We start from the raw sequence: 11,533 nt of genomic DNA, 5'->3' as shown, positions 1-11,533 counted from the left end.
GCAGTGTACTGAATTATCCATCTATCGCGGGAATATGCTCGTTTGAGCGCTACTGGGTGGCCAACGCCGGTTCTATAAACTACATAATGCAATATTAAATTGTTCGAACGGTCTGATACCGGTGGGGAGGGATACGCCGCCAAAACAGCCGAGATGGGTCCGACTACGGCTGTCTGGGTCTTCGACAGACGGCTCGATCGAAACGGGCACTCAGAAATGCTCCGTTTCCACTCCGTGGACGCTTCCTAACTCGAATCGCGTGCTCAAAGCCGAATCACGCCGACGATGGCAGTGACGAACGCCCTTTCGCCCTGAACGAATGCCGATGGGAGTATGAATCACGTTTACATTCGAGGATTTGCCACTCGAGAACCCCCACTCGGTACTCCGTGGTACGACACGCGGATACGCCGAATTTTTGGTATTTCGGGCTGATACGAACTGTAATACTGTGAAGAAGATCCCCGTTTCGTTACACGGGTATGCGTGTAATTATACGAATCAACCCTCCAGGTAGGCAATAGATAGCTATTCTATAAAACATGGAATTACAACCACTCAATTCAGTTCTGAAACGTCGGCCACTAATCTGGTTCGTTCCACGCTGACAGAGACCCACAATAATCGATTCACATCACTCAGCGAGTGATCAGGTAGTTAAAATACGATACTCGAAATCAGCGATATGTCTTCGTCTGGGTCCTTCCTCTGGAAGTTGTGGAGGCAGAGGAGATCGTACGAGAGAATTGGTTTTCTGTCGATCTCCATCGAGGTTTCATAGAGAGGAACCGCAATGCCGGCCGGGAGAGTCGACACCGAGTCCCCATCCGGCAGGTCATGGTTCACATATGTACTCGCAAAGAATCCACTCAACATACATAGGCGCGTTCGCTCCCGTTCAGTGAGTTCACTCAATAATCCGTCAGGCGGTGTGCCGATCGAGCGAAGCGCCGGTCTTACCCCACCCGATTCGACAAAATTGGCGAGTTCGTTTCCGAGACTATCCAACTGGTTGAGGTATCTGCTGACAACTGGTCGATGACGATCGGTATCGAACTCGGTCAATGGATCACGCGATGGGAGGAACCCACGTCGGCGGTCAATCTCTTCTGGGAACTTCTCGAGTGACATCTGATCACAGTTACCAATCTCGTGGCTATTAGTGTTTTCCGGGGAAATAACCGCCACTTCGACCACTTACAGTGGGAAATGTACAAGAGTATGGTCTAGTGTGCCATCTTGAAAAGCGACTCACGGACGGGGCAAGAGGCGTGCTGGTTGGACACGATTTCATCTCATCCCAGTCACAGTTCGACTATATTCTGGTAACGGGTGTCACACAGAACCTAAACTTGTTTATTCGGGGATCCTCAACTAGCAAATGATGACAGTCGTAGCCTTCGACTTTGACGGAACGCTATCCGACTCCGAGATGACCGTACTGCTGGGCGATCGCTGTGGAGTGGCAGATGACATGGCCGAGATCACCGAACGGTCGATGAATGATGAAATTGACTACGCCGAGAGCCTACGGAAGCGAGCGGCGCTACTTGAGGGACTTCCAGAGGACGAGGTCACGGCCGCGTTCGAAAAGGTTGCACTTCGCGAGGGTGCTGCTGATTTGATCGATGAATTGAACGATGCTGGCGTGACGACCGCCATCCTCACGGGCGGCTTCGAACGCGGTGTCGCAGCCGCCCTTGAGCGTGAGAACACGACTGTCGATCACATTGTCTCGAACAAACTGCCACTGAATGGCGGTGAAACAGCACTGACCGGTGACGTCAAAGGTCCACTCATCGAGGGCACCAAAGACGACGCCCTCGAAGACCTCGCCAACGATGTCGCGACTACTCTCTCAGACAGCGTCGCGATCGGCGACGGTGCGAACGATCTCCCTATGTTGGAAGTAGCTGGTCTCTCGATCGGCTTCGACCCGAAACCAGCCGTCGAACCCCACTGCGAAGTCGTCGTGACCACGATGGACGAAGCCCGCGAGGTACTCGTCACGGAGGGTGTTCTGGCGAACGAGTGATTTGGACGCGATTCACTCACACCTTAGACCGTCCCCCCAGCGGTTCCGAGAGCCGCGAATGGTGTTGTCCGCTCCGCCACCCAACTTTCTCACAAGGATCATGTGACAATCTTTTACATTCCGGCACCAAAAATACCAAAAAGTCTCGTCACACAAGGGACTGTACAGGTAAGTAGTATGAGCGAAAGACGCGAATACACAGGCGATTATCCAGAGAAGACACTGTATGTCCCGGGCCCGACCGAGGTGCGCGAGGACGTGATCGAGGCGATGTGCGAACCGATGTTCGGTCATCGGATGGACCGGATGACCGACCTCTACACGACAATCGTCGAGGACACCAAGGAGTTTCTCGACACCGATAACAATGTGATCATTCTCACAGGGTCGGGCACAGAGTTCATGGAGAGTTCACTCCTCAACCTCGTCGACGAGGACGTTCTCGTGACGACTTGTGGCAGTTTCAGCGAACGCCAGGCCAACGTCGCCGAACGCCTCGGCAAGAACGTCGACACCCTCGAGTACGAGTGGGGGCGGGCGGTCAAACCCGGGGACGTGCGTGAGCGACTCGAGGAGAGCGACACCGACTACGACGCCGTCACCTGCGTGATGAACGAGTCCTCGACGGGGGTCCGCAACCCGATCGAGGAGATCGGCGACGTCGTTGCTGAGTACCCGGACACATATTTCGTCGTCGACGCGGTCTCGGCGCTGGGCGGCGACTACGTCAATATCGACGAACACGACATTGACGTGATCTTCACTTCCGTTCAGAAAGCTTTCGCGATGCCCCCCGGGCTGGCGGTCTGTGTCGTCAGCGATGAGGCCTACGAACGTGAACTCGGGAAGGACTCGGCGTCGTGGTACGGCGGCTTCCAGCGGTCGCTGGACTACTACGACCGGAAGGGGCAGACCCACTCGACGCCCGCCATCTCGGTCATGCTCGCGTATCGGAAGCAGATGAAGTACATGCTTGAGGAGGGCCACGCCGCCCGCGACCAGCGCCATCTCGAGATGGCCGAGTACACCCGCGAGTGGGCCCGCGAGCACTTCGCGATGTTCCCCGAGGCGGGCTATGAGTCACAGACGGTAGCCTGCATCGAGAACACGCAGGGCATCGACGTCGCCGAGACCATCGCGGCCGTCGACGAGCAGTACGACTTTGTCTTCTCGAACGGCTACGGCTCGCAACTCGGCGAGAAGACCTTCCGAATCGGCCATATGGGCGAGCACGACCTCGAGTCGATCAAGACACTGACCTCCGCTATCGAAAACGTCACTGGCCTCTAAACTGGTCGTCCAAAATTGCATTGGCCTCGGCGGGACCGAGGCAGGGGGATCAAATCGGTTGGCTAGCTACTACCGGCCCGCGTCTTCTCGTTCCCAGTACGGCGGAACCCAGATATCTTTCTCGACCATGTCTTCGATACGCTCTTCTGTTACTTCCTCTGCATACTCGTCGTGCTGTACCGGTGTCTCGTCGAGCCAGAGGTTCTTGGGGTATAGCTCTCTGTCATAGATAACCTGACACAATTCGGTACGGAGGTCTTTCATCCAGTTCATCAGTGGCGATCGGTACCGGAACTCACGAAGGCCCTCAATATCGATGACCCCCGCGCAGTAGGACGACCCGCCACCGTAGTCGTGATCGGATATCGTCTTCCCCTTGTAGTTGATAATCATCGATCCACCGCCGAACGTATCAACCGGTGTTTCCGAATCTGGCGTCAGATAGTACGTTCCGAGGTTCGGAGCAACGACGTACGTGTTGTTGTCCAACGCACGCGCCTTGTTCTGAATCTCCCACGCTTCGTTCGCGACGAGCGGTTCGGGACAGGCGATTCGACAGACGACCTCAGCACCGTTCATCGCAAGGCCGCGTACGTACTCAGGATACGCGCCCTCAATAGCGAGAGAGATACCGATCCGTCCGATGTCAGTATCGACAACCGGGAAGAACGAATCGAGATCCGCACCGTGTTCGTCAACCCAGTCGTCCCAGACGTCGTGTGGCGCGACTGACCGTTCAACCGGGAGGAGAGGGGTGTTCTTTCGGTGTTTGAGGATTACCTCACCGTCCGGATCAATAACGAACGCGGTATTCACGAACTTATCCTCGTACTCTGGCGCCTTTTCTTTCGCTGAGGCGACAATATAGATGTCGAACTCTTTCGCGTATTCGCCGAGCACATCGGTCTCTTCGCCGGGGATGTCAATCGCGATCTCCTCCCGGTATTCCGTATGCTTCATATCGTGTACTTCATCGGTGAATCCTTGTAGTGCTCCTTCGGGGATCACCGCGAGTTTGACCGGGAGGTCAACGCTACTCAGCCATGTCGCCGCCGAGAGCGTCTCGTGAATGTGGTCCAGGTTTTTCTGAATGTCACTTCGCTCCTCGGCACCCCACACTGTCGGCGAAAGGCCAACAGCCATGTACTGTTCGATTCGTGCCATACAGATACATTCACATTGACTATTATGTATTTTTCGGCACGCACAGTGATTCGGCTTGTACAGAGAAGCAGAGGTGGCACGGACCGGCCGCCAGCCGAGGCAATCAGAAGGTGAAATTATTTGCAATGGGGAATCATACCTATTCGTAGATGAGTCAGCGAATGAAGGCTAGTAGACGAAAACAAATGAAAACAAACCCAAACTGATCTCGAAACGACTGCCGAGTCAGTTGTCGTCGTCGAGTCGCTCTCGGCCGAACGGTTCGAACTTGCGACCGCCGCCTTCGTAGAATCGGTTGAAGAACTCGACGTACTCGAGGCGGATTCCCTGGAGGCCAGCACTGGTGATGCCCAGCAGCAAGACGACGACGTGACCGAGCACGAGGACGAACACCCCGATGATCGCCATCAAGATGCCCCCGTGGAGCAGGCCGCCGAACATGACTTCGCTCACTTCGTGGCCGTGGTAGGTTCCCTGCTCGAGCATGTGCTGGGGCGCGTGACTGGTCCCGAAGTGCCACTCGGCCCCGGTCTCGGTTTCGACGACGTAGACCCCGAAGAACAGCATGTTGACGACGAACGCCATCCCCGCCTTCGCGAGGATGACCGCCGCCATTCGGAGATACGAGAGCACGTCACCGAAGACGTTGAAGCTCTCGAGGCCGCCGATGATGATTCCGAGGGCACCGTAGTGTCTGACCTCGCCGTAGACCATCGTCACGAAGCCAAACAGTGCGATCAATAGTGGAACGCCGACTGCGAGACCACCAAGTCCCGGGACGGCTTCGGGCAGCGAGAACACTTCCATGACCGGGAAGCCGCTGAAGCCGATCGGGATCGGCCCCTCGCTACTGAACGTCTCGAAGAGGAACGCGGGCTTGGCTCCCTCGCCCTGGACGCTGAAGATCCACATCCAGAGGCCGATCATGAGCAGCGCCCACGAGCCGTTTTCGAAGTAGGCCTCGCCAGCACCGTGCTCGAGGTCGTTGATGAAGCCGAAGATGTACCCGACGGTAAGGTGGGCCAGTCCGATGAAGACGCTCGCCAGCAGCCACGCCTGGCTGAACTGGGAGAACGCGGGCTGGATCCCTTTGCGCAGCGGCGGGCCGTCGCTAAACAGGACCTCGCCGAGGACGTGGAGGCCGAATACCTCGCCGTACAGAATCCCGAACAGCATCGTGAACCCACCGGCCCACATGCCGATCGCACCGAGACTCCGAACGATGTCCTGATCGAACTGACTGTACAGCAGGTATCCGACACCGGTGTACAACAGTCCGTACCCGAGGTCACCGAGCATGAACCCGTAGAACGCCGGGAACGTCAACAGCAAGACGATTGTCGGATCGAGTTCGCTGTACTTGGGCCGGTCGATCAGCCGAAGCAGGAACTCGAAGGGTTTCGCTGGACCGACGTTGTTCTGGACGACCGGCGGTTCGTCCACCATCGTCACCGCACCGGTCGCCGTCGCCGACCCGCCGTCGGCGACCGCCTCTCGAGTTTCGCGCTCCTCTTCCTCTTTGGCGACCGTTTCGCTCGAGTCCTCGCTGCCGCCGTGTTCGACGGCTTCGGTTCGGGTCGGATACCCCTCGTCGTTGTAGTCGGCCCGAACGAGTTCCTCGATTTCGACGCTGTCGCCGACAACGTCGTTCAACCCGGAGACGAGTCGGTCGTACTCGTCGGTCGGCAACCACCCTTCAGCGACGAACGCGTGGTCGGTCGTCGCGAACTGCAGGGGCGCTTCCGCCTGTTGAACCTCGATCGACAACTCCTCTTCCGTTCGCAGGAGGAACGCGCCCTCGGCCTGTTTGATCTCCTCGAGTTCGGCGTCGATCTCCTCGAGTTGAGACTCGAGTTCGGCCCGTTGAGACTCGAGATCCGAGACGTACGCCTCGGGAGTCTGATCGGTCTCGGGGACATCGTGACGGGTGAACTCGACGCCGACGAGCGCGTCGTCGATCGGACTGTCGCCGGCCGATTCGGCGGGCGCGGCGGCGATGGCGACGACGCCGTCGCCGGTGAACGTCTCGTAGGCTCGAATCTCGTCGGCCGCTTCGACGGCCGCCTCGACTTCCTCGAGAGAGCCCTCGCCGACGAGGACGTCGATCGAGTCGTAGCCCGACAGCAGATCGAGATCGATCCCCAGCGCGGCGAAGGGGGCGACGCGGTCGATCCGCTCGTTGACCTGTCGAAGCTCGTCGTTGATCTCGCTTCGCCGGTCGTCGAGTTCGTTGACTCGCGTGCGGATGGACTCGAGTCGGTCCTCCCAGCCGTCCTCGAGCGAACCCGAATCTGGGTCGACGTCCTCGACCGAGAGATCCAGCGTGCTCTCGAGGGCCCGGACGGTGACGAGCTTCTCGGAGGCGGTCTCGGCGCCCTCGATCGGGTCGCCGTTGTCGAACCCCTCCCAGGAGCCGTCGTAGTCCGAGAGATGAACCAAGTTCAGCCCGTGAATCGTCTCGATGACCTGGGACATGACGCCCCGCGAGCCGGTCACCGAGACCTTGCTCATCCGTTCAGGTCTGAGCATGGACGTCCTCCTGGAACAGTTCGACGACGTGGGCTGTCACATCGTCGACCCGGTCTCGGGCGCGCTCGGCGAGTTCCTCCCGCTCTTGCTCGCCGTCCTCGAGAACGCGCTCGCACTCCTCGTCTATTTCTTCGCGCGCCTGCTCGAGCCGGCGTTCTTTGAGCTCGCGCGCTTGCTGTTCAGCGTCGGTGCGAATCTCCTCGGCGCGTTCCCGGGCCTCGGCTATTCGCTCGTCGCGGTCATCTTCTGCCTCTGCGACGATGTCGTCGGCCTCTTGTTCGGCCGACTGAAGTCGTTCGAGAACCTCTGGCCTCGGCATAATCTAAGCAAGCGAATCTTTGCTCAAGGGCGTATATGGTAGTTGCGAAAGTGATCCGCCGCTGGGCCGCCAATACAGCCGTATCGTGGTGCGGTTGCCCAACCCACCCGCGCCGGAATTCGGCCGAAAACCCAGAACAGCAAGCATATTGTGTTCGAACTGGAACTACTCACCCAATGGGAATCCTCGAGAACAAAGCCAGAGCCCGGCTCTTTTATAAGTACCTCTCGACGGTCTACGACTGGATCAACCCGTTCATCTGGAACGAGGAGATGCGGACCGAGGCGCTCGACCTCCTCGAGTTCGAGTCGGATATGACGGTGCTCGACGTCGGCTGTGGGACCGGGTTCGGGACCGAGGGCCTGCTCGAGCGGGTCGACCACGTCTACGCGCTCGATCAGAGCGAACACCAACTCGAGAAGGCGTACGGAAAGTTCGGCACGCGGAATCCGTCAGTGCAGTTCCACCGTGGAGACGCCGAGCGACTCCCGTTCGCGACCGATACCTTCGACATCGTCTGGTCCTCCGGTTCGATCGAGTACTGGCCGAACCCGGTTCTCGCGCTTCGGGAGTTCCGCCGTGTGTTGAAGCCAGGCGGGCAGGTCCTCGTCGTCGGCCCGAACTATCCCGAGAGACTCATAACGCAAAAATTCGCCGACGCGATGATGCTCTTTTACGACGAGTACGAGGCGGATCGAATGTTCAAGCGGGCGGGATTCGAGGATGTCAAACACAAGTTCATGGGTCCGTCCTACGAGCCGGACGTCGCGATCACCACGATCGGTCGGGCTCCCGATCGGTAATCACGCTTCTCTCGTCGGCATATTCGAAATTGGGCTGCGATCCGTCACCGCGCTGTCGCCTCGAGCGTCGCGATTCGGTGATCGTCCACCACGAGCGTCACGGTGACCGTCGCGCCTGCCCGTAATCGAGGGTCGTTTGTCGACGCGAGGTCGACGCGCGCGGATTCGCCGGCCCGCCATATCGGATCGCTCCTCGCGTTGAACGGCCCGGTCGGCGTCTCGTCGAACCCCTTGGCACCGACGAACGGAACCGGCGGCTGGTTCTCGAGCGTGCCGCCGTCTATCTCGATTGCCACCGAGAGTTCGCGAACGTCGACCGCGTCGCCGCCCGCGTGCTCGAGTTCGATCGTCGAGTCCGCCGCGTCGGCCGAGAGGTCGAATCCAGCCGTCGGCGGGGTCCCGCTCGTCCCCAGCGCGCTGACACCGACTGTGAGAATAGCTGCGAGAACGACGGTCACGGCGATCATCGTGAGAAGTCCGATCAACGGGCTGAGCGCTCGCGTGGGACGATTGGTCAGTTTTCGTCCGTTTGCAGTTTTCTGGCTGGGTGATCGTCCGTTCGATTCCACACCGACGGTTGGCCCCCCGATACGGGATAAACCCTCGTCTCGTCAGGAGACATCCAGCGAGACCGTACTCGAGCCCGATTCGACCTCGAGTTCGTACGATTCGCTCGGCGGAACGTACCAGAAGACGCCGTTTTCGTCGGTCTCGCCGATTTCGGCCCCGTCGACGGAGATCGTGGCCGATTCGACCGGGGCGTCCGATTCGGTCTCGTTGACCTGGACCCTGACTGGACCGTCCGAGGACGTCTCGTTGTGGGTCAGTTCCAGTCCGTCTGCCGTCTCAGTGGTCGACGCCGACACGGGGAGCGTTTCGACGTTCAGTTCCTGCACCTCGTGGAAGACCTGCCCGAGGTTGCTATCGAGGAACGAGGTGAGGATCCCCTGACTGTGTGGGATCTCCACCCGATACAGGTTCCACGGGTCCCCGTTGTCGTTGCTGAAACTCTCCGTCCCGTCTTCCGTCGCCCACGGGTACAACTCTTCGAACCGATCGAAAGCCTCGCCCTGATCCTCGTACTTGTTTAATCTGTCGACATCTCTGTTGTCGAACCGGGTCGTCTCGACGACGTACGTATCGTCGACCATCGTCTGGAGGCGATATCCCGCGTCCGAGGTCTGTACTTCGATCGAGAGTCCGTCTTCGGTTCCGGTTCCGGTCCCCTGCTCGGTCGATGCTGCTAACGCCCGAACGGTCCCCTGCTGGACCGCCAGTCGCTCTCGATCGGATCGAAGATCCTTCTGGACATCCGTATCGATACTGTAGCCGATGACCTCGTCCGATCGTCGCATTATCTCTTCGATTCGCTGCTCGAGGGCGTTCGCGTCGTTGTAGTTTCGGATGAGCGTTTGTAACAGCCGATTGGTCGACATCTCACCCGCAGCGTGGGCGCGTACCGCCTCGCGCTCCCGTCGCTCGAGTTTGTCCGTCCGGTCGCGAACGTTCTCGAGGGACGCGTTGATCATCTCGTCGCGTTCGCTGTCGTCGACGGTTTCGAACTCCTCGTCGAAGAGGACCACCCACTCGTACTCGTTGCGGATGTCGTCGTCACTTTGAGCGAGTATCGTTCCGAGGCTCTGACCGTACTCCACCGAGTCGTTTCGAGTCGGATCCAGCGTGAGACGGTTCGTCGTATCCTGGATAGGGACTGGCTCGACAGACTGGAGGAGAGGGAGTTCGTGCTGCTCTTCGATCCGCTCCTGGGCAGGTCCGGGTGCCGCCGCGGTGACGGTCATCGCCGGAAGAGAGACGACGAGAAGCAACGCGAGGAGGGCTGGAATCGCGTTCGTCATTGAACGACAGTAGAAACCGCTGATACAAAAATTGGTCGACACCCCTCGTCGGGCGGACGGGCAAACCACCATCAGAATACCCACACGACGGTGGAAGTAATGATCTATTTCCCTATGGAAAGTGTTTTTTCCTCTGGGAAACCACCGCTTGTACGTATGCGGTTATCGCCCGCCCTCACGCTTGCCCTCGTCGCCCTCCTCACCGCGTCGACGCTCGGAACGGTGGCCGCCGCCCCGACAGTCGATTCACCGACAGGGACGACCTCCGACGGCCCCCAGTACGATATCTCGACTATCTCTCAAGATTCGGACGTTTCGATCGACACGGCGGATCCGAAACAGACGTTCCGCCTCAATATCACCGAATCGGGCGATTCCGAGTGGACGGTCGAGCATCGGTTCGTCCTGGCGGGTGACGACGAAGCCGACCAGTTCGACGAGTTCGCAGCCGAGTACATTAGCGACAACACGTATCCGATCGACGCGTTCAAACGATCCAGCGCCGATGTCGAGGACTCGGTCGATCGAAACATGTCGATCGAGAACGACCATTGGAACGAACCGCGGTTCGAATCGCCGACCGAAGCCGAACTCGAGACGATCGAAAGCGACGACGACATCGAGGTCGACGACGCTACTATAGTGATCCTAACTAGTATAAATTGATAAACGTGTGAACAATTAAAATTGAGATATGACATCGAAAGCCAGTTCGATTCTCATTCCTGGAATCATTTGCATGGGTATCTGATTTTTCCTTTTCAATGCGCTAGGGGCCGAATTCGGGGTAATTTACAATGTGATAGGAGCCGCATTCGGGTTAGTAATCGGATTTGCGATGGGTGAGCAGTTTTACCGGCGTCACGAATTAGAGAAGCAGGTCAGCGAACTGCAGGCAGACGAGAAAGACGAGGTGTGATGTAGTACGAGACGGTCAGTTTACACCGGAGGTCTCGAGGGGAATAGAATTACTCGAGCCGGTCAGGGCCAGTCGTCTCGAGACGTGTCCGGCTCGATTTCCTCGGGCGTCGTCTCCGAGCCCATCGTCCAGTCAGCAGCTTCGGCGGCGTCTTCGATGTCGAGGTACTCCCAGCCGAGTTCGTTGGCGCGGGCTTCGTCGTCGTCGGTCGTTCCGATGAAGACGTACCGGTCGGTGTCGAACTGGTCTTTGACGCCCTCGAGGCTCTCGTCGACGCCGCGCGGGCCGGAGAAGAAGTCCTGGCGCACGCGGTTTTTCCGCGTAAAGTTCGTCACAACGTAGGTCGGTTTCTCGGAGACGACGCCGATGTAGGTGGTCCAACTCCGGGCGTCCTCGAAGACGGATTCGGGGGAGGCGACTTCCTTTAACGCCTCGAGTTCGAAGGCCAGCGTCATGTCGCTATCGCCGTTCATGCAGGGACCGAGGGGTGCGCGAGCCAAAACGGCTTCGATACCGAAACCGAAATCACTCGAGTAGCGACGGACCGGGGGCGGATAGTCCGCCGGGAGACGCGCTGAACTGCCTATTGTGCACGCGCTCGGCAGGTCAACAAATACT

Annotated in this window: 11 protein-coding genes; 4 read left to right on the top strand and 7 right to left on the bottom strand. The window is 58.6% G+C overall.

Annotated elements, in window-relative coordinates; all coding sequences use genetic code 11:
- Positions 1 to 657 precede the first annotated feature (657 nt).
- Positions 658 to 1,131, bottom strand: a complete 474-nt coding sequence (locus EL22_RS16140; protein ID WP_082146766.1) for a hypothetical protein — start codon at positions 1,129 to 1,131, stop codon at positions 658 to 660.
- A gap of 253 nt (positions 1,132 to 1,384) precedes the next feature.
- Between EL22_RS16140 and serB the strand changes: the two genes are divergently transcribed.
- Both serB and EL22_RS12355 read left to right on the top strand, forming a co-directional pair.
- Complete coding sequence (serB, locus tag EL22_RS12360) at positions 1,385 to 2,035, top strand: phosphoserine phosphatase SerB (RefSeq protein ID WP_050051797.1); 651 nt, start codon at positions 1,385 to 1,387, stop codon at positions 2,033 to 2,035.
- A 177-nt stretch (positions 2,036 to 2,212) separates the two neighbouring features.
- Positions 2,213 to 3,325, top strand: coding sequence for an alanine--glyoxylate aminotransferase family protein (locus tag EL22_RS12355; protein ID WP_050051781.1), 1,113 nt, complete (start codon positions 2,213 to 2,215; stop codon positions 3,323 to 3,325).
- A 69-nt stretch (positions 3,326 to 3,394) separates the two neighbouring features.
- Here EL22_RS12355 and EL22_RS12350 read toward each other — a convergent pair whose 3' ends face one another.
- From EL22_RS12350 to ahaH, 3 genes are all read right to left on the bottom strand, one after another.
- On the bottom strand, positions 3,395 to 4,615 hold the full coding sequence (locus EL22_RS12350) for a nitrilase-related carbon-nitrogen hydrolase (protein ID WP_231587951.1): 1,221 nt from the start codon (positions 4,613 to 4,615) through the stop codon (positions 3,395 to 3,397).
- Between the two features lie 99 nt (positions 4,616 to 4,714).
- A complete protein-coding gene (locus EL22_RS12345) occupies positions 4,715 to 7,018 on the bottom strand; it encodes a V-type ATP synthase subunit I (protein WP_050051779.1) in 2,304 nt (767 codons plus the stop codon).
- A complete protein-coding gene (ahaH, locus tag EL22_RS12340; protein WP_050051778.1) occupies positions 7,005 to 7,337 on the bottom strand; it encodes an ATP synthase archaeal subunit H in 333 nt (110 codons plus the stop codon). Before ahaH ends, EL22_RS12345 begins: the two co-directional genes overlap by 14 nt.
- A 176-nt stretch (positions 7,338 to 7,513) precedes the next feature.
- On the opposite strand from ahaH, the gene EL22_RS12335 reads away from it, so the two are divergent.
- Positions 7,514 to 8,140: a methyltransferase domain-containing protein gene (locus EL22_RS12335; protein ID WP_050051777.1), complete on the top strand. Its 627-nt coding sequence runs from the start codon at positions 7,514 to 7,516 to the stop codon at positions 8,138 to 8,140.
- A 44-nt stretch (positions 8,141 to 8,184) separates the two neighbouring features.
- On the opposite strand, the gene EL22_RS12330 is transcribed toward EL22_RS12335, so the two are convergent.
- On the bottom strand, positions 8,185 to 8,709 hold the full coding sequence (locus tag EL22_RS12330) for a type IV pilin (protein ID WP_231587950.1): 525 nt from the start codon (positions 8,707 to 8,709) through the stop codon (positions 8,185 to 8,187).
- A gap of 42 nt (positions 8,710 to 8,751) precedes the next feature.
- Positions 8,752 to 9,996: a hypothetical protein gene (locus EL22_RS12325; RefSeq protein ID WP_050051775.1), complete on the bottom strand. Its 1,245-nt coding sequence runs from the start codon at positions 9,994 to 9,996 to the stop codon at positions 8,752 to 8,754.
- Positions 9,997 to 10,152: 156 nt separating this feature from the next.
- On the opposite strand from EL22_RS12325, the gene EL22_RS12320 reads away from it, so the two are divergent.
- Positions 10,153 to 10,662: a hypothetical protein gene (locus tag EL22_RS12320; RefSeq protein ID WP_050051774.1), complete on the top strand. Its 510-nt coding sequence runs from the start codon at positions 10,153 to 10,155 to the stop codon at positions 10,660 to 10,662.
- A gap of 315 nt (positions 10,663 to 10,977) precedes the next feature.
- Here the strand turns inward: EL22_RS12320 and EL22_RS12310 are convergent, their stop codons facing one another.
- Positions 10,978 to 11,388, bottom strand: coding sequence for a hypothetical protein (locus EL22_RS12310; RefSeq protein WP_050051773.1), 411 nt, complete (start codon positions 11,386 to 11,388; stop codon positions 10,978 to 10,980).
- Positions 11,389 to 11,533: the final 145 nt, after the last annotated feature.

The organism is Halostagnicola sp. A56, from assembly GCF_000691505.1.
Classification (GTDB): domain Archaea; phylum Halobacteriota; class Halobacteria; order Halobacteriales; family Natrialbaceae; genus Halostagnicola.
Note: the sequence above shows the minus strand (reverse complement) of the source record. Positions and strands in the feature narration are given on the sequence as shown.

What these genes read in the sequence shown, in the direction of transcription:
- EL22_RS12320 (WP_050051774.1), top strand. Translation starts at nt 10,153, where the DNA reads ATGCGGTTATCGCCCGCCCTCACGCTTGCCCTCGTCGCCCTCCTCACC.
- EL22_RS12355 (WP_050051781.1), top strand. Translation starts at nt 2,213, where the DNA reads ATGAGCGAAAGACGCGAATACACAGGCGATTATCCAGAGAAGACACTG.
- EL22_RS16140 (WP_082146766.1), bottom strand. Translation starts at nt 1,131, where the DNA reads ATGTCACTCGAGAAGTTCCCAGAAGAGATTGACCGCCGACGTGGGTTC.
- EL22_RS12335 (WP_050051777.1), top strand. Translation starts at nt 7,514, where the DNA reads ATGGGAATCCTCGAGAACAAAGCCAGAGCCCGGCTCTTTTATAAGTAC.
- serB (WP_050051797.1), top strand. Translation starts at nt 1,385, where the DNA reads ATGACAGTCGTAGCCTTCGACTTTGACGGAACGCTATCCGACTCCGAG.
- EL22_RS12325 (WP_050051775.1), bottom strand. Translation starts at nt 9,996, where the DNA reads ATGACGAACGCGATTCCAGCCCTCCTCGCGTTGCTTCTCGTCGTCTCT.
- ahaH (WP_050051778.1), bottom strand. Translation starts at nt 7,337, where the DNA reads ATGCCGAGGCCAGAGGTTCTCGAACGACTTCAGTCGGCCGAACAAGAG.
- EL22_RS12310 (WP_050051773.1), bottom strand. Translation starts at nt 11,388, where the DNA reads ATGAACGGCGATAGCGACATGACGCTGGCCTTCGAACTCGAGGCGTTA.
- EL22_RS12345 (WP_050051779.1), bottom strand. Translation starts at nt 7,018, where the DNA reads ATGCTCAGACCTGAACGGATGAGCAAGGTCTCGGTGACCGGCTCGCGG.